The following is a 25,352-nucleotide window of genomic DNA, read 5'->3' on the forward strand; positions in this document are numbered from 1 at the left end:
TGGAAAACTTCTTATTTATGATGATCCTATATGATCAGCTAAAAGGATCCTTTATAATTACGGCCTCTGCAGCGTTTTAATGATTGACTTTTGTTGTCTTCATCTATAATATCTCGCGCTCGCAATGGCACCTGTGCCAGGATCGCGACCTGCATAGGATGTTTTAACCTTAACCGATCGGATGGAATTGTTATGAAAAGAACTTTTCAACCTAGCGTTTTAAAACGCAAACGTACACACGGTTTCCGTGCTCGTATGGCAACAGCAAATGGCCGTAAAGTATTAGCTCGTCGTCGTGCTAAAGGCCGTAAAGTTCTTTCTGCTTAATATATAAGTGGAAGACTTTAGCTTCAGCAGGGAGTTACGTCTGTTAACTCCCTCGCATTACTCTCGAATCTTTAATGAACCAGCACGCGCTGCGACTCCTTTCTTTACCCTATTAGCTAAACGTAATGACCAAACTAATCCTCGATTAGGTCTCACGGTCGCAAAAAAACGCGTTAAAAAAGCCTGTCAACGTAATCGAATTAAACGACTTGCTCGCGAAAGTTTCCGTTTAAATCAACATAAACTCGATAACATTGATATTGTGCTTATGGTTAAAAGTGGTATTGATGAACAGTCAAACGAAGAGCTAACAAAGCAACTAAATAAATTGTGGCGAAAAATTAACGAACGCTGCAAGCCCGGTGCACCTAAACCACCACCATTTAAAAAACGCCCGAATAAATCAGCTAAATCTAATAAACAAGCCTGATAGCAATAGAATTACAGGCTTAATTAAGGTATCTTTAGCTCACCTTTTAATCATGCATTTAAAATTCAACGATGGGAATTTAAATTCATGGTATCCATTGACTAAATTAACGCAGGGGCAGACACATCATGAGGTTACTTAAACCACTTGTTGCTATTCCAAAGCGCTGTTTAGTCATGCTAATACGCGGCTATCAAAAATGGATAAGCCCACTATTAGGCCCGCATTGTCGTTTTAATCCAACCTGCTCTAGTTACGCTATTCAAGCAATTAATTTGCATGGAAGTGTAAAAGGCAGTTGGTTAGCTGTTAAACGCATATTAAAATGCCACCCTTTACATGCTGGTGGGGATGATCCCGTACCGGCAAAAAATCATATTAACCACCAACACGAGAAATAAGAGCTGTTATGGAATCGCAACGCACGTTTTTATTAATCGGCTTGATGCTTGTGTCGTTTTTATTATTTCAAGAATGGAATAACGACTACAACGCACCAAAGGCTGATCCAAGTGCCACAACACAAACACTAGGCGCAACAACACCAGAATCTGATGACTTTATTCCTGCATCATCTGACGGTGAAGTTCCAGCTGTAACGACAGCAAAGCGCTCAGTTATCGATGTAACAACTGACGTATTCACTGTTAAAATTGACACCCGTGGTGGTGACATCATTGAAACAGACTTACTTCAGTACGAAGAAGAAAAAGGCAGTAACACACCTTACATGCTATTAGGTGAGTTCGATGGTAAGCAATACTTCTCGCAAAGTGGCTTAATTGGTTTAAATGGTCCTGACGCAACTGTTGCTGGCCGTCCTGTTTATAAAACCACACAAAAAGCATTCACTTTAGCGGGTGATGAGCTACGTGTACCACTTGAGTTTACTGACAGTAAAGGTGTGACGTTTACTAAAACTTATATCTTCAGAAAAGGCGACTACGCTGTAGATTTAGAGTACACAGTAAACAACGTAACAGCTGATCCAATTCAAGTTCAGTTATACACGCAAGTAAAACGCACAGTACAAGAAAAAGGTAGCTTAGTAGATCAAAACTACTTAGGCGCAGCATTTGGTACTGAAGAAGAGCCATACGAAAAGTACAGCTTCTCAGACATGGCTGATAAAAACCTTAACATCACTACAGCTGGCGGCTACATTGCATTTATCCAACACTACTTTGTAAGTGCGTGGGTACCAAAGCAAGACCAACAAAATACCCTTTACAGCAAATTAGTTGCTGGTAATGCGGCAATTATTGGTACTAAAGGTGAAGCAGTTAACGTACAAGCTGGTACGCAAGCAACACTTAGCTCAACTTATTACATGGGCCCGAAAGAGTCTGACGTACTAGAAGCAATCCACCCAGACTTAGACCTAACTGTAGACTATGGTTGGTTATGGTTTATCTCACAACCATTATTCGTACTACTTAAGTGGTTACACAGCATCCTAGGTAACTGGGGTCTAGCTATCATTGCAATCACGGTTATCGTTAAAACGGCAATGTACCCGCTTACTAAAGCACAATACACGTCAATGGCTAAGATGCGTGCCTTACAGCCTAAAATGGCTGCCCTAAAAGAGAAGTATGGTGATGACCGTCAAAAATTCGGTCAAGCTATGATGGAAATGTACCGCAAAGAAAAAGTGAACCCTATGGGTGGCTGTTTCCCACTGTTACTACAAATGCCAATCTTCTTAGCGTTATTCTACGTATTCTTAGAATCAACTGAGCTACGTCATGCTGAATTCGTTTTATGGTTAAATGACTTATCAGCAATGGACCCATACTACGTATTACCTGTTTTATTTGGTTTAAGTATGTTCATCACTCAAAAGCTGCAACCTATGACGGTTACTGACCCTATGCAGCAAAAAATGATGACCTTTATGCCAGTTGTATTCTCTATTTTCTTCTTATGGTTCCCATCTGGCCTAGTACTTTACTGGTTAGTATCGAACCTTATCTCAATCGCACAGATGCTAATCATCTACCGCGGTATGGAGAAAAAAGGTATTAAGGTAAGAGGCTAAACTCTTAACCCAATAAAAAAGGCGCTAACTGCGCCTTTTTTAATGCCTAAAAATAAATAGCTAACCGAGAATAGGAGAATAAACTTGATTGGGCACACTGCGTTCAGTAAAGCTCAAACTCGTTGTTAATAACGAAGCAACTACCAAACCGATTGCAATCATCCCAGATAAACCAAGCCACTTTACAGCCATTGATTTACGCTTAACCCTAAGCCAACTCATATAGATGCCAGCAGCGCTTACAAAGCTCATCAATGCACCAAATAGCCCCCAAATAAGCTTGGTACCAATGCCTGAAAAGTTACCAAAGTGAAGCGGATCAGCGGTGTCTTTAATTCGTGGAAGCAGGTTTAGTTCTGCCCCTTTTTGTACACCAAGAACTTCACCGGAACTTGGTTTTAAATAAACTCGGTTAGCACGTAGGCGCAGTAAAATATCATCGTTATAACCACGTACTTCAATAGGCTGATCCGCTTTATTAGGATAACGAATATAGCGAATATCAAGGCTAGGAAATGCCTGTTGAGCAGCTTCATAAGCAGCTGCTAAACTAATTGGCGATAGATCTTTGTGAGGGCTTTGTTTCTTAAACTCACTCACGGCTGGTGGACTAGAGACATAGTGAGGTACATTCGCAGTTTGCAGCCCATGTTCTACCAGATACCAAATCCCTGTGATGGCCATCACAGCAATAAACCATAAACTCCAAAGCCCTAACAGCTTATGCCAATCAGACCAACTACTACGTTTATCAAGGCTTAGCGCAGCAGGCTTTTTCATAAAGCCTTGCCACCAGCGCCGATACACATAAAAACTCGAGACCAATAAAATAACGAGTAAAATACTCAAACTGGTGACGATTAGTTTACCCATCCAGCCCATCGACAAGTTCATATGCCAGTTACGTAAAAACCGCGATATCCGCGCCCACTCTCCTTCACCGAGTAAGCGACCCGTTGCAGCATCTAAATAAACAAAGCGAAATGAATCACCGACTTTAAGAGCCGCTTCAATGGCAAGGTAATCTTGCTTATGACGTTGGATATAAAGTAACTGAGCTTGCGGATAATGCTTATTAAGGGTGTTTTCGAGAGCTGGGTAGTTAGTCGAAGCAGAAGAAGTTAAAGCACGGTACTTAGCGTCTGTTAAGTACTCGAGTTCATGACTTAACGTAGCGAGTGTTCCCGATACGCAGGTAACAAAAAGCAGGACTCCAACAAAGAGTCCTGCCCAAGAATGTAAGTTAAACCAACTTTTAGCGTTCACACGCCACCATTAAAAACTGTATTTAGCACTTAAATAGACACGGCGTGGCTCACCAGGAAAGTGCCCTGTTCGCTCGATAAAGCCACTGCTTGCGTATTCTTTATCAAATAGGTTCTTAACTGATAGCTGCCATTGCCAGTTATCAACGGTTGTTTGCCACGCCATGTTGTAAACAGTGTAAGGTTTAACACGTTGACCACCTAAACTAAGCTGTTCATCAACATAATCTAAGCCAGCAGAAATAGATGACGATAAGCTAGGTAGCTCATAGCGTGTCCATATACCTAGGGTATTTTGCGGCGCGTTAGCAAATTTATCGCTATCTGGAATTTGGTTACGAATACTGTCGTTGGCTTTAGTAATACGGGTATCATTATAAGCGTAGCTTGCAGTAACTACCCAGCGCTCAGTGATGTCACCAACCACTTCAAGTTCAAAGCCCTTACTTTGTACTTCACCAACAGCAACTAAGTCATCAACGCCGTCACCTGCAACATCACCTAATAAGCTAGGCTGCAGGATGTTTTCGCGGACAATATCGTACACAGCCATATTAACAGCAAGTGTGTCTGCTAATAGCTTGGTTCTTAAACCTAACTCGTTAATGCGGCTAGTCTCCGGCGAGAACGGACCGCCCTTTGCTGTTTCTTGATTACTCGCACTTTGCGGCACAAAGCCAGTGCCATGTAGCGCATAAGGGAAGAACATATTATTAATGTTATAGCTGGTACCAATACGGTAGGTTAAGTCGCTATCAGAAAACTCGGTTTGATTTAACAGATCTTTATCTTCAAAACGATCATACCTTAAGCCAGCTGTCACACTCCAATTAGCAGTGATATCTAGTTGATCTTGCAAGTAGGCACCAAAGCGGGTGCTATTCGTTTTACCAAGCCGTGGGGTAATACTATCAAGGTTATAATCATCAGCAGAGGTTAAACCATACTCAGGGTTGTTAAGATCAAGTCCTGGTACTGGGCCACCTTTACTTTGTTGCGTAGCTGTACGGTAAACGCTTTCAAAATCATGTTCATACCAATCACTACCAAACAACACTTGATGCTGCATGTCTGCAACTATAAATTCTGCAATCGCATTAGCTGTTAAGCTAAAACCTTCGTTCTCACGTACTTGATCACGAAATTCACGATGACTCCAATCAACAATACCGTCGTCATCTGTATCTACGAGGCCTCTTGGTTCATGGTAGTTTTGCACTTCTTTGTTATCAAAGTAACGTGCTGTGACATCTGTGCGCCAAACATCATTAAACTCATGTTTTAAAGTTGCCTGATAAACATGGGCTTCAACATTTTGAAAGTCTGTCGCCTCGTTATGATTCCAGCTAATATCAGTTAGAAAATTGCCATTATCATCAGCAGGCACACCACGTAAACGTGCCCCACCCAACTCTTGCTCTATATAGGTATACTGAGTGGTCAATTCGGTTGCACTGTTGATAAGCCACGTATAACCAAGATCAACAATGGTATTATCGCTGCTAGTATTAGCACGGAATGGCTTTTCAGTATCACGGTAAAGACCAACACGGTAAGCATGATTATCAAGTGATTCACTCAATGTTCCAGTGCTTTCTAATGCACCACTGAAGAAGTCATCATTACCTACTTCAACTTCAATACTGTGTTCACTGGTGAATTTAGGCTTCTTAGTTACATAGTTAATAATACCACCCGGATTACCACTACCGTATATAGCGCCAGCAGGTCCTTTTAAAACCGCAACTTGTTCAATATTAAATAATTGCGGTACAGCAAAGCCATTGAAAGGGTCGCCCTTTACACCATCATATAAAATCTCATCTTGGCGAAAGCCACGAAATGTAACGCCCGAATAACTAAAGGCATTAACGCCAGCAATAGTGCTATAAAGGTCGGTAATTTGGCGAGCAGCCTGATCACTGATCAGCTCCTGCGGCAAAATTTGAATTGACTGAGGAATTTTCTCTAAAGGTGTATTGGTACGAGTAGCAAAGCTAGACTCGGTTGGGCGATATAAAGAGAACGCACGGCCAACAACTTCTATTTTTTCGAGTTCTTTAGAATCACTTTGATCCGAAGTAGTCACTTCAGTTTGAGCATGGGCAACGCCCGAAAAACCAGCAGCAAGTGCAATAAAAACAGCAGAAAGACGCATAATAAAAAACGATAAAATTTAGAATGCGCAACATGGTAATGAATATAATTATCATTTGCAATGGTCGTTTATTATTAATTAAAGCTAAATAAAGTATTACTAATATCAGCTAACTACTACTTCATTCGTTAAACAGCTATTCGCATGAAATTAAGCCATAGGTTACAATAGAGCCAGCATTCATTCTTTTATTGGCATTATTTCATCGCATGATTAATCAAGACACAATTGCAGCACAAGCGACCGCACCAGGACGTGGTGGGGTTGGTATTATTCGCGTCTCTGGCAGCTTAGCTAAAACAGTGGCAGAACAGATTATTGGCCGTTGTCCTAAAACACGTTACGCAGACTATGTACCATTTAAGAGCTTGAGCGGTGAACAGCTTGACCAAGGTATTGCTATTTACTTTCAAGGGCCAAATTCATTTACCGGCGAAGACGTACTAGAACTACAAGGTCACGGCGGCCCTGTCGTATTAGATATGCTATTAAAAGAAATTAGCCAAATTGACGGTGTACGTTTAGCAAAACCAGGTGAGTTCTCTGAGCGCGCATTTATGAATGATAAGCTTGATTTAACTCAAGCTGAGGCAATTGCTGATCTAATTAATGCAACCAGTGAACAGGCAGCAAAAAGCGCCCTCCAATCACTGCAAGGTGAATTCTCTAAGCACATCGAAACGCTGGTGGAGAAAGTCATTCACCTACGTATGTATGTTGAAGCCGCAATTGATTTTCCTGATGAAGAAATCGACTTTTTATCAGACGGTAAAGTATCCGCAGATCTCAATGCCATTATTGCTCAATTAGAGAATGTAACTCAGCAAGCTAAACAAGGTAGCATCATGCGTGAAGGTATGCGTGTTGTTATTGCGGGTCGCCCTAACGCTGGTAAATCAAGCCTACTTAATGCGTTAGCTGGCCGTGATGCAGCCATCGTTACCGAAATAGCGGGTACAACACGTGACGTATTACGCGAACATATCCACATTGATGGTATGCCACTACATATTATTGATACCGCTGGCCTGCGTGAAAGCCCAGATAAAGTAGAGCAAATTGGTATTGAACGCGCATGGGATGAAATTAACCAAGCCGATCGCGTACTATTTATGTTAGACGGCACAGACACATCAGCCACTGACCCTCATGATATTTGGCCAGAGTTTATGGCCAAGTTACCAGAGGGTATGGGTGTTACTGTGATCCGAAATAAAGCCGATATTTCCGGTGAAAATGTCGGTATGGATGAACATGATCAATATCCAGTGATCCGCTTAAGTGCTAAAAATGCAGAGGGTATAGAGTTAGTTCGTACTCACTTAAAGGCATGTATAGGTTTCCAAGGTGCCACAGAAGGTGGATTTATGGCACGCCGTCGTCACTTAGATGCACTCGATCACGCAGCCTATCATTTAAACACAGGTAAAGAGCAACTAGAGATGCATATTGCTGGTGAGATATTGGCTGAAGAGTTACGCCTAACGCAACAGTTCTTAAATGAGATAACGGGTGAATTTACCTCTGATGACTTGCTTGGGAAAATCTTTAGTTCGTTCTGTATCGGTAAATAAATTCCGGTCATCAATATTATAAAAAAGAGTCGCAAGACTCTTTTTTGTTTTTAGTCCAGTAAGCAATTATCGGTTCAGGGCCGAAACCAGCCAGTAATTAACCTCATATCAATTAGTCTAGCGATGTCGTTAAACGGAGGACATCATGGACAAATATCAACTCTTTCACCAATTACACCACCAGCAAAGCGGCTTTATACTTGCTAATGCGTGGGATCTTAGTTCAGCACAATTCATCCAAGCTGCGGGAGCTAAAGCAGTAGCAACAACCAGCTGGGGAATTGCTGCCAGTTTAGGATTAGCTGATGGTGAAAACATCTCTTTTCAAACTCAGTTAGCGCTGGTTAAAAGCTTAACCGAACACATTCATATTCCACTCTCTGTGGATATAGAGTCAGGCTACAGTAACGATCCGCTGCAAATTAGCCAAAACGTTTTAGCGTTAGCAAGATTAGGAGTTGTAGGCATCAACATAGAAGACTCAGACAAAGACACTAACGCACTGAGATCTACCGAGCAGCAATGCACTATTATTAGTGAAATAAAGAAAGTACTTAACGAAAATGGCTTCGGTGGTTTATTTATAAACGCCAGAACCGATACCTACTTTGTTAGTGACTCCCCTTTTCAAGCAACATTAAAGCGAGCAAAAGCGTATCAAGATGCAGGTGCAGACGGTCTGTTTGTGCCCGGCTTAACAAGCATGGAGCACATAACCAGCTTAGCTAACACAATAGATATGCCATTAAATGTGATGGCAATGAACAATTTTAACTCAGCAAAAGCGGCTTTCGCTGGTGGTGCAAAACGGTTTTCATTGGGTAATTCACTCTATGATCTAGTCGGTAATACGATAAAAACCAGTTTAACTCAGATCGAAAACTAACTTATCGAGCTAAAAAATCAGATCAAAACAGCTTTTAAGATCGAATTTAGCTAAAAATGTTATCCACATTTGGGGCTTTTTTAGATCTAAAGGCTGATTTGATCATAAAAAAACGCGGAAATTTGAATTTATTTTCATACAACAGCCCTTTTTGATAACTAATTTTCTTAAAAACAGCCTTTATTAGCGCTTATTTAAGTTTTTTTCGATCTATTTTATTGATCGCAAATTGCAAACCGATCGTTATCAACAAGCGATCTATCCACAAAACGATCATACTCACTATTTTTATCAGATCTGAAAAATTAAGCGCTTACACATAATTAAAGATCAACAACTTAGCAAAGTTATACAGTTTCCAATATTTAGCTTGATCAGAACTTTCCCCAAATTTATTAACAGCTTGATCAAAGGGTTTAATTTATGAATAAATATAAAAAACCATTAAAAACAGTAGATTATAAAAAGTATTAAATTAAAGCTGTCATTTTAAGCAGAAAAACTTATTCAGATCGTAATTCAACGCTTTACTCACACCCTAACTTAGTTATCATGTGGCCACTTATTTCTATACATGATCAATCACATGCAATCAGTAAATATCATCGTTGGCAGCCAAATGGGATCTGCAGAATACGTGGCAGAGCAACTAGCAGAAGCCCTTGAACAACAAGGGATCCAAATGCAGCTTCATGAACAGCCTGTATTTGATGATATTGATCAGCAAGATACTATTTGGTTGTTATGTACTTCTACATACGGCGCGGGAGACTACCCAGAGAACCTACTGCCATTTGTTGAGTCTATTAACCAACAGACTGATCTTAAAGGATTAAACTACAGTGTGATCGGATTAGGTGACACTAGTTACGACACCTATAACTATGCAGGTCGTAATCTAGATGAGTTATTAGCTAATAAAGGCGCAAACCGCGTGGCAGATCGCTTAGAGCTAAATATTCTTGATGAAGCATTGCCAGAAGACACGGCATTAGCCTGGTTACCAAGCTGGATCGAATCAGCAGGGCTCAATTAAGCCGATCGGTGTTGATCGTTGTTATAAAAGTTACCCACAATTTACTGATAATTTAGATCGGATTGTGGATAAACACTGATCTAACTGCGATTTTAACCTAGTTTATCCATTGGATAAGATCCAATCGATATTGCCCTGTGTATAAATAGCCCTTTTGATCAAAGCTTTTACGCGGGAAGATCCGATCATATTAACACCTTTAGATCTGCGTTAAGATCATGTTTTAAATGGTAAAGCGAACATTATCAACAGATCTAGCCGTTACTAGTAGTAAGAGTAATAAAAGATCTCTTTAAAAGATCCTTTATATTATTAGAGATCACCCACTTAGATCTTGAGCACTGTTTAATCATTTATCTTCTCTAAATTTCTAGGTAGAATACGCTCCCTTTACAAAGTTTTGCTGGTCGATTAAGTAGGATCCCATAAATGATTTTTCACGAACGTTTTGATGTTATTGTTGTAGGTGGTGGACATGCAGGTACTGAAGCTGCATTAGCATCTGCTCGCATGGGCATGAATACCCTATTGCTAACTCATAATATGGATACCCTTGGTCAAATGTCTTGTAATCCGGCAATTGGCGGTATTGGTAAAGGCCATTTAGTTAAAGAGATCGATGCACTTGGTGGTGCAATGGCTCAGGCTATTGATAAAGGCGGTATTCAATTTCGTACTTTAAACTCATCTAAAGGCCCTGCAGTACGTGCTACACGTGCTCAAGCTGACCGTGCTTTGTATAAAGCAGCTATTCAACACACTTTACAACATCAAGAAAACTTAAAGATCTTCCAACAATCATGTGACGATCTAATCGTTGAAGGTGATCGAGTAATCGGTGTTGTAACGCAAATGGGTCTTCGTTTTAGTGCGCCTTCTGTGGTTCTTACCGTAGGTACTTTCTTAGGTGGTCAGATCCATATTGGTTTAGAGAACTTCAAAGGTGGTCGTGCCGGTGATCCACCTTCAATTGCACTTGCAGAGCGATTACGTGAACTACCTTTCCGTGTTGATCGCTTAAAAACAGGCACGCCTCCTCGTATTGATGCGCGAACTGTTGATTTTAGCAAGATGCAAGAACAGCCTGGTGATACCCCTACGCCTGTATTCTCATTTATGGGTAAACAATCGGATCACCCACAGCAGATCCCGTGTTACATCACTTATACAAATGAAAAAACACATGAAGTGATCCGCAATAACTTACATCGCTCACCTATGTATTCAGGTGTAATTGAAGGTATTGGTCCACGTTACTGCCCTTCAATCGAAGATAAGATCGTACGTTTTGCTGATAAAGACAAACATCAAATCTTTGTTGAGCCTGAAGGTTTAACATCATACGAATTATATCCAAATGGTATTTCAACGAGCTTACCGTTTGATGTACAGCTTGAAATTGTGCAATCAATCACTGGTTTTGAAAATGCACATATTTGTCGTCCTGGTTATGCGATTGAGTATGACTTCTTTGATCCGCGCGACTTAAAGCAATCATTAGAAACTAAGTTTATTAATGGTTTATTCTTCGCAGGCCAAATCAATGGTACAACCGGTTACGAAGAAGCAGGCGCACAAGGTTTAATTGCGGGTATGAACGCCGCATTACAAGTACAAGGCAAAGAGTCTTGGACACCTCGTCGTGATGAAGCATACACAGGTGTACTCATTGACGACCTAGCAACATTAGGTACTAAAGAACCGTACCGTATGTTTACTAGCCGTGCTGAATACCGTTTATTACTTCGTGAAGATAATGCCGACATTCGTTTAACAGAGAAAGGCCGTGAACTTGGCTTAGTTGACGATGCTCGTTGGGCTGCCTTTAACGAAAAAATGGAAATCATCGAAAAAGAAACGCAACGTTTAAAAGAAACATGGATCCACAAAGATCACGTTGCTGTTGATCAAGTAAACGCGTTATTAAAAACACCACTGACTCGTGAAGCGAGCCTTGAAGATCTGATCCGTCGTCCTGAAATTCGTTATAACGATTTAATGGCAATTGATGGTTTAGGTTCTGAGTTTGATAATCAAGCTGCACTTGAGCAAGTTGAGATCCATACTAAGTACGCAGGCTATATTGCTCGTCAGCAAGATGAGATCAATAAGCAGCTACGTCATGAACAAACTGTATTACCAAAAGACTTTGATTATTCAACTGTTTCTGGTTTATCAAATGAGGTTATCGCAAAGCTTACTGATAGTCGTCCAGATACAATTGGCCAAGCGTCACGTATTTCAGGTATCACCCCTGCTGCTATTTCGCTATTATTAGTCTATCTGAAAAAGCAAGGCTTACTGCGCAAGACTGCGTAGTTGGTGAGGAATACAGTGTTACAACAACAATTAACTTCGCTGTTAGCGCAAACTGATATTGCGCTAACAGAAAAACAGCAACAACAACTTGTGCAATATGTTGAATTATTAGACAAGTGGAACAAAGCGTATAACTTAACCTCTGTTCGTTTACCTGAAGAAATGATGGTTAAACATATTATGGATAGCTTAGTTGTTGCACCACACCTTAAAGGCAAACATTACATTGATGTAGGTACGGGTCCTGGTTTACCGGGTATCGTATTAGCCATCGCTTTACCTGAAACACAATTTGTATTGTTAGATAGTTTAGGTAAACGCGTACGCTTTTTGATGCAGGTAAAACATGCACTTGGCCTTGAAAATGTAACCCCAGTGCAGTCTAGAGTTGAAGAATATCAACCAAGTGTTAAATTAGATGGTGTATTAAGTCGTGCATTCGCCTCTTTACAAGATATGGTTGACTGGTGTGCGCACTTGATTGATCATTCAGGTAAATTTATCGCCTTAAAAGGCGTATTTCCGAGCGAAGAACTAGACTCATTACCTAAAGGTATTAAGTTTGATGAAAAAATCAGCTTGGAAGTACCTGAGTTAGATGCGCAAAGACATCTAATCATTCTATCTAAAGACTAGGGATCAGAGCACTGTGGCAAAAGTCATCGCATTAGCAAACCAAAAAGGTGGTGTTGGTAAAACAACCACCGCTGTGAATCTCGCGGCATCGATGGCCGCGACGAAGCGTAAAGTGTTATTAATCGATCTTGATCCGCAAGGAAACGCTACCATGGGTAGTGGTGTCGATAAATACGGTGATGTTGCGACTATTTACGATTTATTGATTGAAGAAACACCAATCGATGAAGTGATCAATAAAGAAACCTCAGGTGAGTATCACTTAATTGCTGCTAATGGCGATGTGACTGCCGCTGAAGTTAAACTAATGGAATTGTTTGCGCGTGAAGTGCGTTTACGTAATGCGCTTGAACAAATTCAAGATCAATACGATTTCATTTTTATCGACTGCCCGCCTTCACTTAACATGCTTACTGTTAATGCAATGGCTGCCGCAGATTCGATTTTAGTTCCGATGCAATGTGAGTATTATGCCCTTGAAGGTTTAACGGCATTAATGGATACCATTACTCAGCTATCTAAGCTAGTAAATCCTGCGTTAACAATTGAAGGGATTTTGCGCACCATGTATGATCCGCGCAATCGCCTTGCAAATGATGTATCAGAACAACTCAAACAACATTTTGGCGATAAAGTATATCGTACCGTTATCCCACGTAATGTCCGTTTAGCAGAAGCGCCGAGTTTTGGTGCCCCTGCCATGTATTATGACCGTGCATCAAGTGGTGCTAAAGCTTACTTAGCCCTAGCCGGCGAAATGTTACGTAGAAAAGAGAAAACATCTTCAGCAGTAGCCTAACTTCGAGGTAAAAAAATAACATGTCTGCTAAAAAACGCGGTTTAGGCCGAGGACTCGACGCTTTATTAAGTTCATCAAAACCTGCCCCAAGTGCAAATAATCAGCAACAAGCGACAGCAACACCAGAGCAAGTTTCTGAAGTTGTTGCAGAGCAAAGCAAAGGTGAGCTGCAAAAATTAGCGATTGAGTTTTTACAATCGGGTAAATATCAACCGCGTAAAGACATGTCTGAAGAAGCGCTAGAAGAGTTAGCCAGCTCAATTCGTGCTCAAGGCATCATTCAGCCAATTGTTGTGCGCCAAATTGGTGCAGACAAATATGAAATTATTGCTGGTGAACGTCGTTGGCGTGCTGCTCAACTTGCAAAATTAGATGCTGTTCCATGTATCATCAAAGATGTACCAGATGAAGCAGCCGTTGCAATCGCATTGATTGAAAATATTCAACGTGAAGACTTAAATGCGATGGAAGAAGCGATTGCATTAAATCGTTTGCTAAATGAGTTTGAACTTACCCATCAACAGGTCGCCGAAGCGGTTGGCAAGTCTCGTACAACAGTAACAAATTTGCTTCGCTTAAATAATTTAAATGAAGATGTAAAAATTTTGTTAGAGCATGGTGATATTGAAATGGGCCATGCACGCTGTTTATTAGGCCTTGAAGGTGAAGCGCAATCAGATGCAGCACGACTAGCAGTAGCTAAAGCGTTAACTGTTCGCGAAACCGAAAAGCTAGTGCGTTCTATTTTAGAACCAGCGCCAAAAAAAGAAGTGCAAGAAAAAGATCCTGATGTCAAACAGTTAGAACAAAAACTTGCTGAAAATTTAGGCGCCAAAGTAGAAATAAACTACAATAAAAAAGGTAAGGGAAAGCTGGTTATTTCGTATACAACACTTGATGAGCTAGATGGCATTTTAAGCCGTATAAATTAAGACTATTCCCGTCATTAATTAATAACATGTCCAAAAAGAGACATTTGTGGTGTTTTTGCACTACAAAGGGTCGACTCAAGTTGCAAAACTGGTAGGAATCAGTATAATTTCGCCAGTTTTCATACCCTGACAATTTAACGTTCTAAAGGTTAACAAAACGTGACTAATAGGTTAGCAAGGCCGTATAGGCTTGCCGCATTTAAATTAATTTGTCTTCAGGGTATCGTAGCATTAATCGCTGCAGTAATTGTTTTTATAGGTTGGGGAGTCAATGCCGGCCAGTCAGCGCTTGCTGGCGGAGCTGTTGCACTACTCCCTAATTTTGTATTTGCTGTCTATGCATTCCGTTATATGGGTGCAAGTCGAGTAAATCAAGTGTATGCCTCGCTAAAGCGCGGCAACGGATTAAAATTTATGCTAACAATCGTTTTGTTTGCACTGATACTGAAGTCTTACACGGTCGTTTTATTACCGTTTTTCTGTGTTTATGTATTGGTGTTATTTAGCGGATTGTTTGCGCCCGTTTTTTTTAATCATTAACTTTTGGGATATAACATGGCTGCAGAAGAAGTAACTCTATCAAGCCATATTCAGCACCACTTAACTAACGCTAAGATGTGCTCGACCGACGCTGGTCTTGCCTTCAACAAAGCGTGTGCAGACAGTGGTTTCTGGACATGGAATATAGATACCCTCGCATGGTCAATCGGTCTAGGTCTTGTATTTTTATGGATCTTCCGTAGTGCCGCTAAGAAAGCAAATACCGGTGTACCTGGTAAATTTCAGTGTTTCATTGAAATGATCGTTGAGTTCGTTGGCGACAACGTACGTGACACATACCACGGTAAAAGCGCATTAATCGCTCCATTAGCTCTAACGATTTTCGTTTGGGTGTTCTTAATGAACTTAATGGACTTGATTCCGGTTGATTTCCTACCTGCATTCGCTGGCTTCGTTGGCGAGCAAGCATTTGGTATGGATTCTCACGACGTTTACATGAAGATTGTACCTACCACAGACATCAACATGACTGCTGCACTTGCTATTGGTGTATTCATTCTGATGATCGGTTACGCAATCAAAATCAAAGGGATTGGCGGATTCTTAGCTGAATTAACGCTTCACCCGTTCAGCTCTAATAACAAGCTAGCGATGGTGTTCTTAATCCCATGTAACTTATTACTAGAAACAATCGCTTTAGTTGCTAAGCCGTTCTCGTTAGCACTGCGTTTATTCGGTAACTTATATGCTGGTGAGTTGATTTTCATCTTGATCGGCGCAGTTGGTTTAATGCAACTACCGTTGCACTTTATTTGGGCTGTATTCCACATCTTAGTAATCGTACTGCAAGCATTCGTATTCATGATGCTTACAATCGTATACCTAAGCATGGCAAGCTCAGATAATCACTAATTTTTTACACTTTTAAAATTTAATTTTAATTTACAATTGAAACTTTGGAGAAAAAAATGGAACTAGTATTAGGTCTTAAGTATATCGCTGTTGCTCTACTTATCGGCTTCGGTGCAATCGGTACTGCTATCGGCTTCGGTAACATGGGTGGTAAATTCCTAGAAGCTTGTGCTCGTCAACCTGAACTTGCACCTTCATTACAAGTTAAGATGTTCATCCTTGCTGGTCTAATCGATGCCGTAGCTATGATCGGTGTTGGTATCGCAATGGTATTGTTGTTCGTACTTTAATATTATTTTTTGAACAGCTTACTATTTTAAGGAGGAGCGGTCGTGAACTTAACAGCCACTCTTATCGGTGAATTAATTGCATTTACGGTTTTCGTACTTTTCTGTATGAAATACGTATGGCCACCACTAAATGGTGCAATTGAAGCTCGCCAGAAGAAAATCGAAGATGGTTTAGCTGCCTCTGATAGAGCCGAAAAAGACTTAGAACTTGCGCAAAAGAAAGCTGCTGAGCAGCTTAAAGAGGCAAAAGCTCAAGCGGCTGATATCATTGAACAAGCTAAAAAGCGTGCCACGCTAATCGTTGACGAAGAAACTGTTCGTGGTCAACAAGAGCGTGAAAAAATTATTGCTCAAGGGCACTCTGAAATCGAAGCAGAGCGTAACCGTGTAACAGAAGAACTACGTAAACAAGTAGCGACGCTGGCAGTGGTTGGTGCTGAGAAAATTTTAGAGCGCGAAATCAATCAAGCCGCACACAGTGACATCGTTGAAAAACTTGTCGCTGAGCTGTAATTAGGAGGGTATGAGCATGTCTGAATTGGCTACTATCGCTCGCCCATACGCTAAAGCGGCTTTTGAACTTGCCGTTGAAAAAGGCACTGTTGAAAGTTGGAACGACATGCTGTTCTTTGCTGGCCATGTTGCCAGCAACGAGCAAGCCGCTGCCGCGCTAGCTGGATTGCCTACTGCTACTGAACAAGCAGATCTGTTTATCAAGATCTGTGCAGAGCAGCTCAACGAACAAGGTCAGAACCTAATCAAGGTGATGGCTGAAAATGGACGTTTAGTTGCACTGCCTGCTGTTGCTGAGTTATTCGCTGAATTTAAAGCGGACTACGACAAAGAAATCGACGTTGACGTGATTTCTGCAACACCGCTTGCTGCTGAGCAGCAAGCAACATTGGTAGCGGCACTTGAAAAACGTTTCGCACGCAAAGTTAAGCTGAATTGTAGTGAAGATACTACAGTTGTTGGCGGTCTTATCATTAAGGCGGGTGACACTGTAATCGACGGCTCAGTACGTGGCAAATTAGCCCGCTTAGCTACATCACTACAATCGTAATTGGGAAAAAGAGCATGCAACTTAATTCCACTGAAATTTCAGATCTGATCAAACAACGTATTGAGCAGTTCGAAGTTGTAAGTGAAGCTCGTAACGAAGGTACTATCGTATCTGTTACTGACGGTATCATCCGCATCCACGGTCTTGCTGACTGTATGCAAGGTGAGATGATTGAGCTTCCTGGCAACCGTTATGCTATCGCACTAAACCTTGAGCGTGACTCAGTAGGTGCTGTAGTAATGGGTCCTTACGCTGACCTTAAAGAAGGCGTAAAAGTTAAATCAACTGGTCGTATCCTAGAGGTTCCTGTTGGTCGTGGTCTACTTGGTCGTGTTGTTAACACACTAGGTGCACCTATCGACGGTAAAGGCGCTTTAGATAACGACGGTTTTGAACCTGTTGAGAAAATCGCACCAGGCGTTATCGAACGTCAATCAGTAGATGAGCCAGTACAAACTGGTTATAAATCTATCGATGCGATGATCCCAGTAGGTCGTGGTCAACGTGAGCTTGTGATCGGTGACCGCCAAACTGGTAAAACTGCATTAGCAATCGATGCTATCATCAACCAAAAAGGTACAGGCGTTAAGTGTGTGTACGTTGCAGTTGGTCAAAAAGCATCTACTATCGCTAACGTAGTACGTAAATTAGAAGAGCACGGTGCATTAGAAAACACGATTGTTGTTGTTGCATCTGCTTCTGAATCTGCGGCACTTCAGTACCTAGCACCATTCTCTGGTTGTACTATGGGTGAATACTTCCGTGACCGTGGTGAAGACGCGCTAATCGTATATGATGATTTATCTAAGCAAGCTGTTGCTTACCGTCAAATCTCATTACTACTTAAGCGTCCACCAGGCCGTGAAGCATACCCAGGTGACGTATTCTACCTTCACTCACGTCTTCTAGAGCGTGCATCACGTGTAAACGCTGATTACGTTGAGAAGTTCACTAATGGTGAAGTGAAAGGTAAAACAGGTTCATTGACGGCATTGCCAATCATTGAAACTCAAGGCGGCGACGTTTCTGCGTTCGTACCGACAAACGTTATCTCTATCACCGATGGTCAGATCTTCTTAGAAACTGACTTATTCAACTCAGGTATCCGTCCAGCTGTTAACGCTGGTATCTCGGTATCTCGTGTTGGTGGTGCAGCGCAAACTAAAATCGTTAAGAAACTAGGTGGTGGTATCCGTCTAGCGTTAGCTCAGTACCGTGAATTAGCTGCGTTCTCGCAGTTCGCGTCTGACCTTGACGATGCAACACGTGCTCAATTAGAGCATGGTGAGCGCGTAACAGAGCTAATGAAGCAGAAACAGTACGCACCAATGTCTGTTGCTGAAATGTCTCTGTCGCTATTTGCTGCTGAAAAAGGCTACCTAAAAGACATCGAAATCGCGAAAATCATGGATTTCGAAGCTGGCCTAATTTCTTATGCAAACAGCACATACGCAGAGCTAATGGCTCAAATCAATGAAACTGGTAACTACAACGCTGAGATTGAAGCTCAACTTAAAGAACTTCTAGAGAAGTTCAAGTCGACGCAAACTTGGTAATTTAGTTATGAATGGTGAGCTTTAGGCAACTAAAGCCCACCTGATTCGGAGAGAGAGTCATGGCCAGCGGAAAAGAGATTAAAAGCAAGATCGGGAGTATCAAGAATACTCAAAAGATCACCAGCGCAATGGAAATGGTTGCTGCGTCTAAAATGAAAAAAGCGCAGGAACGTGTGGCGTCAAGCCGTCCATACGCTGAAAACTTACGCCAAGTGATTGGTCGTGTTGCTCAAGCGAATCTTGATTTTACTCACCCTTTCTTAGAAGAGCGTGAAGTAAAACGAGTTGGTTATATTGTTATCTCTACTGACCGTGGTCTATGTGGTGGCTTGAACTCAAACGAGTTCAAAAAAGTTGCCCTAGATGTTAAAGCGTGGAAAGAAAAAGGCGTTGAAGCTGAATTTACTACTTTAGGTAGCAAAGCAGCTGGCTTTTTCCAACGTTTTGGCGGTAAGTTAGTCGCTAAAAAAGCGAACTTAGGAGATACACCTTCACTACAAGACGTTATTGGTCCTGTAAAGACAATGCTAGATGCATACTCTGAAGGTAAAATTGACCGCTTATACGTAGTATTTAACAAGTTCGTTAATACTATGAAGCAAGAGCCAACAATCGATCAGTTACTCCCTTTGCCAAAAGCTGAAGAAGAAGTATCTCAACATTCTTGGGATTACTTATATGAGCCAAACCCAGAAGCGATTTTAGAAGCTCTGTTAGTACGCTTTATTGAGTCTCAAGTATACCAAGGTGTAGTTGAGAACGCTGCCTCTGAACAGGCTGCCCGTATGGTTGCAATGAAAGCTGCAACTGACAACGCTGGCGACCTTATGGATGAGTTACAGCTTGTTTATAACAAGGCTCGTCAAGCTGCAATCACACAAGAAATTAGTGAGATTGTTGGCGGTTCGGCAGCAGTTTAACGCTTCGGCAAAGTTTAATGAGAGGAATAGACATGAGTTTAGGTAAGGTCGTCCAAATTATCGGCGCCGTTGTGGATATCGAATTTCCACAAGACAACGTGCCAGCCGTATATGACGCACTAAAAGTAACAGATGGCGACTTAGCTGGTTTAACTTTAGAAGTTCAACAACAGCTAGGTGGCGGTGTGGTACGTGGTATCGCACTTGGTACTACTGACGGTTTACGTCGTGGTACTGCAGTAGAAGGTACAGGTCAGCCAATCCACGTTCCAGTAGGTACGAAGACACTAGGTCGTATCATGGACGTATTAGGTAACCCTATTGATGAAGCTGGTCCAATTGGTGAAGAAGAGCGTATGTCTATTCACCGTGCAGCACCTTCTTATGAAGAACAATCAAGTTCAGTAGAACTTTTAGAGACTGGTATCAAGGTAATCGACCTTGTATGTCCATTCGCTAAAGGTGGTAAAGTTGGTCTATTCGGTGGTGCCGGTGTTGGTAAAACCGTAAACATGATGGAACTTATCCGTAACATCGCAATCGAGCACAGCGGTTACTCAGTATTCGCAGGTGTTGGTGAGCGTACTCGTGAGGGTAATGACTTCTACCATGAGATGAACGACTCAAACGTACTAGATAAAGTATCTCTAGTATACGGTCAAATGAATGAGCCACCGGGTAACCGTTTACGCGTAGCGTTAACTGGTCTTACTATGGCTGAGAAGTTCCGTGACGAAGGTCGTGACGTACTTTTCTTCGTTGATAACATCTACCGTTATACTCTAGCGGGTACAGAGGTATCAGCACTTCTAGGTCGTATGCCTTCAGCAGTAGGTTACCAACCAACTCTTGCTGAAGAAATGGGTGTACTTCAAGAGCGTATCGCATCTACTAAGACGGGTTCAATCACTTCAATCCAAGCGGTATACGTACCTGCGGATGACTTAACTGACCCATCTCCAGCAACAACGTTTGCTCACTTAGATGCAACAGTAGTACTTTCTCGTGATATCGCTTCACTTGGTATCTACCCTGCGGTAGACCCACTTGATTCATCTTCACGTCAACTTGACCCACTAGTAATCGGTCAAGAGCACTACGATACTGCGCGTGGCGTTCAAACAGTTCTTCAACGTTATAAAGAACTTAAAGACATCATCGCAATCCTAGGTATGGACGAGCTTTCTGACGAAGATAAGCAAGTTGTATCTCGTGCACGTAAAATCCAGCGTTTCCTATCTCAGCCGTTCTTCGTTGCTGAAGTATTCACAGGCGCGCCTGGTAAATACGTGTCACTTAAAGACACAATTGCTGGCTTCAAAGGTATCTTAAACGGTGAGTTTGATGATATGCCAGAGCAAGCGTTCTACATGGTTGGCTCTATTGAAGAAGCTCAAGAAAAAGCCAAAAGCATGTAATTAGGAGGGTAGTATGGCGGCTATGACTGTACATCTTGACGTAGTAAGCGCAGAAGAGAGCTTGTTCTCTGGTCTGGTTGAATCGATTCAAGTGAGTGGTAGTGAAGGTGACCTTGGTGTTAACTATGGTCACGCTCCATTATTAACTGCCCTAAAACCTGGTATGGTACGTTTAGTTAAGCAATTTGGTCACGAAGACGTGATGTATATTGCTGGCGGCACGCTAGAAGTTCAACCGGATCGCATCACGATTCTTGCAGATACTGCAGTACGTGGTGAAGACCTAGACGAGCAAGCGGCTGAAAAAGCTAAACGTGATGCTGAAGAGCAAATGGCGAATACGTCAACTGCTGAGTTAGATTATCAACAAGCTGCAGTGCAACTTGCTGAAGCAATCGCTCAACTTCGCGTAATTCAACAATTACGTAAAAAGTAAGCCTACTCGGTTTTCGAAAAGCCCACTTAATGTGGGCTTTTTTGTGCCTAAAATTCACCGCTTAGCGCCCTACTTTATATTTATACTTATATCCTTCATCAAAGCTCGCTACAATAGTGTAAATTAATAGTGAATAGCTGTTTCATTCAAGGTTCAGTCCAACACATTAGGATTGAGTATTTACACATGATGTGACTTACACAACTTTGTATGTTTCCCAGAACTCACAAAATATTGCACACCTAAAACAAAGAAAGAAGGATATTGTTTTAATGTCTCTGACTACCGTTATTCTTGCTGCGGGTAAAGGCACCCGTATGCGCTCTGCTCTACCTAAGGTATTACACAAAGTTGCTGGTAAACCTATGGTGCAGCACGTTATCGATAATGCCACTGCCCTTGGCGCTCGTGAAACAAATCTTGTTTACGGTCATGGCCGTGATCAGCTTCAAGAAGCCCTATCGCACAACCAAGTAAACTGGGTATTACAAGAAGAACAACTCGGTACGGGTCATGCTGTTGCTGTTGCTAAAGAACATATTGCCGATGATGACACCGTATTAATTCTCTATGGTGATGTGCCACTAACAAAACGCGCGACCTTAGAAAAGCTACTTGCTGCGACTCCAGAAAAAGGCTTAGCAGTATTAACGGTTACCTTAGATGACCCATCGGGTTATGGCCGAATGATCCGTGAAAATGGCAAGCTAGTCGGTATTGTTGAACAAAAAGACGCTTCACCTGAGCAACTTGCGATTAAAGAAATCAATACCGGTATTATGGCTGCTAATGGTGCGCTACTTAAACGTTGGTTAGGTAACCTATCTAACAATAACGCCCAAGGTGAATATTACTTAACAGATATTGTAGCTATGGCACACAGTGAAGGGGTTGAAATTACCTCTGCACAGCCTGAGCATCCGATGGAAGTTGAAGGTGCTAATAATCGCGTACAACTTTCAGCGCTTGAACGTGCATACCAAGCATGGCAAGCAGAAGAGCTAATGCTAAACGGCGCAACACTTGCTGATCCTGCTCGTATTGATGTACGTGGTGAAGTAACGACTGGCGAAGACGTACTGATCGACGTTAATGTTATTTTCGAAGGTAAAGTAACGCTTGGTAATAACGTACAAATTGGGCCAAATTGCGTACTTAAAGATTGTACTATCGGCGATAACGTTGTTATTAAAGCTAACTCACTTGTTGAAGAAGCCAGTGTTGCTGCTAAATGTACTTTAGGCCCATATGCCCGTCTTCGCCCTGGTGCGATTATGGAAGAAGACTCACACATTGGTAACTTCGTTGAGATGAAAAAGACTCGCTTAGGCAAAGGCTCAAAAGCAAACCACCTAACCTACTTAGGCGACACTGAAGTTGGCGAAAAAGTTAATATTGGCGCAGGTACTATTACTTGTAACTATGATGGCGTAAATAAATCAAAAACCATTATTGGAGATAACGCCTTTATCGGTTCTAATTCATCACTGGTGGCCCCTGTTAATATTGGCTCAATGGCAACGATTGGCGCAGGCTCTGTTATCACTAATACTGTTGAAGATGAGCAGCTTGCAGTCGCTCGTGGTAAACAACGTAACCTTACTGGTTGGAAGCGCCCAACTAAAAAGTAATGAGCTACCCTACTAATTTATAAATAAAAAGCGAGTTTATACTCGCTTTTTTTATGACTAAATTTTGTTCTCATAAAAGTGCCATATAGTTGTAATGCCTGCGTGTTGTAATTGCCTCAATACAACTCCAAGGAAAAATAATAATGTTAAAAAGATCAATTATTGCGCTATCACTTTTAACCATTCTTTCTGGCTGCTCATTAGACGGTGACGACGGCAAAGACGGCCTACAAGGTGAACAAGGTCCTGCAGGTCAAAATGGTACTAATGGAACTGATGGGGTAAATGGCACCGATGGTGCAAACGGAACTGACGGAACAAGTGGTACAGATGCAAACGCTGCTTTAACTATAAATCTTATCGGCCGTGCAGTGCTGAACGCAGAAAGCCCTGAAGGTGCTGCGGAAATTGTTGCTTACCAAGCATCTAAACAACGAATATTTGCTATCAATAGTTCCGGTGATTCTGCGGTCGTTAATATCATGAAAGCCGATAGCTTTGACCGTGCAGCTTTAGTTAAAGATAACGAAGGGGTAATAAACGGCACTAATTTAAGCTCAGAGATTACCCTTGCACTTAATGAGCACAGTGTGGGCGATGCAAACAGTATCGCTATTGATGCTAATAATGAACTTTTAGCCGTTGCAATGGCTGCAAGTAATACCGGTGATGCCGGTTTAATCGCATTTTATGATATTAGTGGCGACGAGCCTCAGTTTATTAAAAATGTCACTGTAGGCGCCCTGCCCGACATGGTTACTTTTAGCCATGATGGCAATAAAGTACTGGTTGCAAATGAAGGTGAACCTAATGGTGACTATAGCATTGACCCTGAAGGCTCTATCAGCATTATTAATATTAATGATGGTGTAATTGCAGATACTGCTATTAGCATTACTTTTTCGGCTTATAATGACAAACAAGCAGAGCTTGAAGAACTTGGGATTGTATTTGCTAACCCGACAGGTCGAACAATCAACGGTAACTTGATTAATACAACCGTAGCAATGGATTTAGAACCTGAATACATCAGCATTTCAAAAGACAATAAGTTTGCCTACGTGTCACTACAAGAAAATAACGCCCTTGCTATCGTCAATCTTGAAGATAATAGCCTCGAGCTTAAAGGATTAGGTTTTAAAGATTGGTCTAATTTACTTTTTGATGCATCTGATAAAGACGGTGGCGTTAACTTTAAATCGTACCCTGGCCTCTATGGCATGTATCAACCAGATACGATTTCAAGCTTTAGCTGGAAAGGTGCTAACTTTATTGTCACAGCGAACGAAGGTGATGCACGAGAATACTTCTTTGATACAACCGACGAAGCTGATTGTTTAGCAAAAGGTGGTCTAGATTACGATGAAGATGATGGTTGTTTATCATATATAGATGAAACCAGAGCTAAAGACTTAACACTGGCAAGCAATTTTGATTACCTGAACAATGACAACAGTGATATTGGCCGTTTAAAAGTGACCACTGTTAAAGGTGATGAAGATAATAATGGCGAATATGAATCACTCTATGCATATGGTGCCCGCTCTTTTACTATCTGGGATAGTAACGGCATGGTGGTTTTTGACTCGGGCGATCAAATCTCACGTATTACTGCATCAGTTCACGGAGCAGCATTCAATAATAACGAAGATGAAAATGACGGTGATAGTCGCTCTGATGACAAAGGTGCAGAACCAGAAGCGTTAGCACTGGGTACGATTGGCGAACGTACATTTGCATTTATCGGGTTAGAGCGTATGGGTGGCATTATGGTGTTTGATATTACTAATCCATACAATGTGACATTCCAAGATTACTTTTTTAATCGTGGCCTAGAAGCTGATGCAGATATAACAGGTGATCTTGCTCCTGAAGGTATGGCATTTATACCTGCAGAACAAAGTGCAACGAATGAAGCATTGCTCGTTGTTGGTAATGAAATTTCAGGTTCAATCGCTGTTTGGGAAATTTCTACTAACTAATCCGCCTTATAAAAATAAAAAGCGACATAGCTAATTTAATGTATGTCGCTTTTTCTATGCCATTTTATCCTCACAAAAATGACTGCTTTTTGAGCTAAAACCCCTCTGTAGCCCTTTATTTGTATGGTTATTGTACTAATTTGAAAATATTCAAAAAAACCTTCAAAAAGTGCTTGCGTTAATTCTTCGCATCCCTATAATGCGCATCCACTGACACGGCGGGCAGCAATGAAAAGCGCT

At 41.5% G+C, this 25,352-nt stretch carries 24 protein-coding genes; 22 read left to right on the forward strand and 2 right to left on the reverse strand.

All coding sequences use genetic code 11. The annotated features are described in order from the left end of the window. Positions 1 to 192: 192 nt before the first annotated feature. The 4 genes from rpmH to yidC all read left to right on the forward strand — a co-directional run bounded on the left by rpmH (position 193) and on the right by yidC (position 2,798). Entirely contained in the window at positions 193 to 327 is a 135-nt protein-coding gene (gene rpmH, locus ISP07_RS19110; protein WP_008488847.1) for a 50S ribosomal protein L34, read from the forward strand. Positions 328 to 334: 7 nt separating this feature from the next. Beyond that, positions 335 to 757, forward strand: coding sequence for a ribonuclease P protein component (gene rnpA / locus ISP07_RS19115; protein WP_058583673.1), 423 nt, complete (start codon positions 335 to 337; stop codon positions 755 to 757). Between the two features lie 128 nt (positions 758 to 885). Beyond that, positions 886 to 1,158, forward strand: coding sequence for a membrane protein insertion efficiency factor YidD (gene yidD / locus ISP07_RS19120; protein ID WP_054563758.1), 273 nt, complete (start codon positions 886 to 888; stop codon positions 1,156 to 1,158). Between the two features lie 8 nt (positions 1,159 to 1,166). Then, on the forward strand, positions 1,167 to 2,798 hold the full coding sequence (gene yidC, locus ISP07_RS19125; RefSeq protein WP_209328576.1) for a membrane protein insertase YidC: 1,632 nt from the start codon (positions 1,167 to 1,169) through the stop codon (positions 2,796 to 2,798). 60 nt (positions 2,799 to 2,858) lie between these two features. Here the strand turns inward: yidC and ISP07_RS19130 are convergent, their stop codons facing one another. Further along, complete coding sequence (locus tag ISP07_RS19130) at positions 2,859 to 4,064, reverse strand: PepSY-associated TM helix domain-containing protein (protein ID WP_209328577.1); 1,206 nt, start codon at positions 4,062 to 4,064, stop codon at positions 2,859 to 2,861. Between the two features lie 9 nt (positions 4,065 to 4,073). After that, positions 4,074 to 6,221 (reverse strand): TonB-dependent siderophore receptor, encoded by a 2,148-nt coding sequence (locus tag ISP07_RS19135; RefSeq protein ID WP_209328578.1) that lies wholly within the window; start codon positions 6,219 to 6,221, stop codon positions 4,074 to 4,076. Between the two features lie 209 nt (positions 6,222 to 6,430). Here ISP07_RS19135 and mnmE point away from each other — a divergent pair, with 209 nt between their 5' ends. The 18 genes from mnmE (at position 6,431) to ISP07_RS19225 (ending at position 25,112) form a co-directional block, all read left to right on the forward strand. Next, on the forward strand, positions 6,431 to 7,795 hold the full coding sequence (gene mnmE / locus ISP07_RS19140; protein ID WP_209328579.1) for a tRNA uridine-5-carboxymethylaminomethyl(34) synthesis GTPase MnmE: 1,365 nt from the start codon (positions 6,431 to 6,433) through the stop codon (positions 7,793 to 7,795). Positions 7,796 to 7,940: 145 nt separating this feature from the next. Further along, positions 7,941 to 8,681, forward strand: coding sequence for an isocitrate lyase/PEP mutase family protein (locus ISP07_RS19145; RefSeq protein ID WP_209328580.1), 741 nt, complete (start codon positions 7,941 to 7,943; stop codon positions 8,679 to 8,681). A 586-nt stretch (positions 8,682 to 9,267) separates the two neighbouring features. Continuing rightward, positions 9,268 to 9,717, forward strand: a complete 450-nt coding sequence (mioC, locus tag ISP07_RS19150) for an FMN-binding protein MioC (RefSeq protein WP_209328581.1) — start codon at positions 9,268 to 9,270, stop codon at positions 9,715 to 9,717. A 429-nt stretch (positions 9,718 to 10,146) separates the two neighbouring features. Then, positions 10,147 to 12,036 carry a tRNA uridine-5-carboxymethylaminomethyl(34) synthesis enzyme MnmG gene (gene mnmG, locus ISP07_RS19155; RefSeq protein ID WP_209328582.1) on the forward strand — a complete coding sequence of 630 codons (1,890 nt, stop codon included), beginning with the start codon at positions 10,147 to 10,149 and terminating at the stop codon, positions 12,034 to 12,036. A 15-nt stretch (positions 12,037 to 12,051) separates the two neighbouring features. Next, entirely contained in the window at positions 12,052 to 12,672 is a 621-nt protein-coding gene (gene rsmG, locus ISP07_RS19160) for a 16S rRNA (guanine(527)-N(7))-methyltransferase RsmG (protein WP_209328583.1), read from the forward strand. Positions 12,673 to 12,685: 13 nt separating this feature from the next. Further along, a complete protein-coding gene (locus tag ISP07_RS19165) occupies positions 12,686 to 13,471 on the forward strand; it encodes a ParA family protein (RefSeq protein WP_054554803.1) in 786 nt (261 codons plus the stop codon). 20 nt (positions 13,472 to 13,491) lie between these two features. Next, on the forward strand, positions 13,492 to 14,403 hold the full coding sequence (locus tag ISP07_RS19170; protein ID WP_209328584.1) for a ParB/RepB/Spo0J family partition protein: 912 nt from the start codon (positions 13,492 to 13,494) through the stop codon (positions 14,401 to 14,403). Between the two features lie 159 nt (positions 14,404 to 14,562). Further along, positions 14,563 to 14,943, forward strand: coding sequence for an ATP synthase subunit I (locus ISP07_RS19175; RefSeq protein WP_054554805.1), 381 nt, complete (start codon positions 14,563 to 14,565; stop codon positions 14,941 to 14,943). Between the two features lie 15 nt (positions 14,944 to 14,958). After that, complete coding sequence (gene atpB, locus ISP07_RS19180) at positions 14,959 to 15,816, forward strand: F0F1 ATP synthase subunit A (protein ID WP_054554806.1); 858 nt, start codon at positions 14,959 to 14,961, stop codon at positions 15,814 to 15,816. 56 nt (positions 15,817 to 15,872) lie between these two features. Further along, positions 15,873 to 16,106 (forward strand): F0F1 ATP synthase subunit C, encoded by a 234-nt coding sequence (gene atpE / locus ISP07_RS19185; protein WP_004335261.1) that lies wholly within the window; start codon positions 15,873 to 15,875, stop codon positions 16,104 to 16,106. A 42-nt stretch (positions 16,107 to 16,148) separates the two neighbouring features. After that, a complete protein-coding gene (gene atpF, locus ISP07_RS19190; RefSeq protein ID WP_054554807.1) occupies positions 16,149 to 16,619 on the forward strand; it encodes a F0F1 ATP synthase subunit B in 471 nt (156 codons plus the stop codon). Between the two features lie 16 nt (positions 16,620 to 16,635). Continuing rightward, positions 16,636 to 17,169 carry a F0F1 ATP synthase subunit delta gene (gene atpH, locus ISP07_RS19195; RefSeq protein ID WP_054554808.1) on the forward strand — a complete coding sequence of 178 codons (534 nt, stop codon included), beginning with the start codon at positions 16,636 to 16,638 and terminating at the stop codon, positions 17,167 to 17,169. 14 nt (positions 17,170 to 17,183) lie between these two features. Further along, the gene (gene atpA, locus ISP07_RS19200) at positions 17,184 to 18,725 is read left to right on the forward strand and encodes a F0F1 ATP synthase subunit alpha (RefSeq protein ID WP_054554809.1); all 1,542 of its coding nucleotides are present in this window, start codon (positions 17,184 to 17,186) and stop codon (positions 18,723 to 18,725) included. Positions 18,726 to 18,784: 59 nt separating this feature from the next. Beyond that, positions 18,785 to 19,645, forward strand: a complete 861-nt coding sequence (atpG, locus tag ISP07_RS19205) for a F0F1 ATP synthase subunit gamma (protein WP_054554810.1) — start codon at positions 18,785 to 18,787, stop codon at positions 19,643 to 19,645. A gap of 32 nt (positions 19,646 to 19,677) precedes the next feature. Beyond that, complete coding sequence (gene atpD / locus ISP07_RS19210; RefSeq protein WP_054554811.1) at positions 19,678 to 21,063, forward strand: F0F1 ATP synthase subunit beta; 1,386 nt, start codon at positions 19,678 to 19,680, stop codon at positions 21,061 to 21,063. Positions 21,064 to 21,076: 13 nt separating this feature from the next. Then, positions 21,077 to 21,499, forward strand: coding sequence for a F0F1 ATP synthase subunit epsilon (locus ISP07_RS19215; RefSeq protein WP_054554812.1), 423 nt, complete (start codon positions 21,077 to 21,079; stop codon positions 21,497 to 21,499). Positions 21,500 to 21,771: 272 nt separating this feature from the next. Beyond that, positions 21,772 to 23,130 carry a bifunctional UDP-N-acetylglucosamine diphosphorylase/glucosamine-1-phosphate N-acetyltransferase GlmU gene (gene glmU, locus ISP07_RS19220; RefSeq protein WP_209328585.1) on the forward strand — a complete coding sequence of 453 codons (1,359 nt, stop codon included), beginning with the start codon at positions 21,772 to 21,774 and terminating at the stop codon, positions 23,128 to 23,130. A gap of 143 nt (positions 23,131 to 23,273) precedes the next feature. Next, complete coding sequence (locus ISP07_RS19225; protein WP_209328586.1) at positions 23,274 to 25,112, forward strand: choice-of-anchor I family protein; 1,839 nt, start codon at positions 23,274 to 23,276, stop codon at positions 25,110 to 25,112. Positions 25,113 to 25,352 lie beyond the last annotated feature (240 nt).

The sequence above is a fragment of the Pseudoalteromonas sp. PA2MD11 genome (genome assembly GCF_017808125.1).
GTDB lineage: Bacteria > Pseudomonadota > Gammaproteobacteria > Enterobacterales > Alteromonadaceae > Pseudoalteromonas > Pseudoalteromonas simplex.

Coding starts and splice junctions, on each gene's coding strand:
- ISP07_RS19170 (WP_209328584.1), top strand. CDS start 13,492: ATGTCTGCTAAAAAACGCGGTTTAGGCCGAGGACTCGACGCTTTATTA.
- yidC (WP_209328576.1), top strand. CDS start 1,167: ATGGAATCGCAACGCACGTTTTTATTAATCGGCTTGATGCTTGTGTCG.
- atpE (WP_004335261.1), top strand. CDS start 15,873: ATGGAACTAGTATTAGGTCTTAAGTATATCGCTGTTGCTCTACTTATC.
- atpG (WP_054554810.1), top strand. CDS start 18,785: ATGGCCAGCGGAAAAGAGATTAAAAGCAAGATCGGGAGTATCAAGAAT.
- atpA (WP_054554809.1), top strand. CDS start 17,184: ATGCAACTTAATTCCACTGAAATTTCAGATCTGATCAAACAACGTATT.
- atpB (WP_054554806.1), top strand. CDS start 14,959: ATGGCTGCAGAAGAAGTAACTCTATCAAGCCATATTCAGCACCACTTA.
- ISP07_RS19145 (WP_209328580.1), top strand. CDS start 7,941: ATGGACAAATATCAACTCTTTCACCAATTACACCACCAGCAAAGCGGC.
- yidD (WP_054563758.1), top strand. CDS start 886: ATGAGGTTACTTAAACCACTTGTTGCTATTCCAAAGCGCTGTTTAGTC.
- atpH (WP_054554808.1), top strand. CDS start 16,636: ATGTCTGAATTGGCTACTATCGCTCGCCCATACGCTAAAGCGGCTTTT.
- rpmH (WP_008488847.1), top strand. CDS start 193: ATGAAAAGAACTTTTCAACCTAGCGTTTTAAAACGCAAACGTACACAC.
- mioC (WP_209328581.1), top strand. CDS start 9,268: ATGCAATCAGTAAATATCATCGTTGGCAGCCAAATGGGATCTGCAGAA.
- ISP07_RS19215 (WP_054554812.1), top strand. CDS start 21,077: ATGGCGGCTATGACTGTACATCTTGACGTAGTAAGCGCAGAAGAGAGC.
- mnmE (WP_209328579.1), top strand. CDS start 6,431: ATGATTAATCAAGACACAATTGCAGCACAAGCGACCGCACCAGGACGT.
- ISP07_RS19135 (WP_209328578.1), bottom strand. CDS start 6,221: ATGCGTCTTTCTGCTGTTTTTATTGCACTTGCTGCTGGTTTTTCGGGC.
- ISP07_RS19225 (WP_209328586.1), top strand. CDS start 23,274: ATGTTAAAAAGATCAATTATTGCGCTATCACTTTTAACCATTCTTTCT.
- glmU (WP_209328585.1), top strand. CDS start 21,772: ATGTCTCTGACTACCGTTATTCTTGCTGCGGGTAAAGGCACCCGTATG.
- atpD (WP_054554811.1), top strand. CDS start 19,678: ATGAGTTTAGGTAAGGTCGTCCAAATTATCGGCGCCGTTGTGGATATC.
- mnmG (WP_209328582.1), top strand. CDS start 10,147: ATGATTTTTCACGAACGTTTTGATGTTATTGTTGTAGGTGGTGGACAT.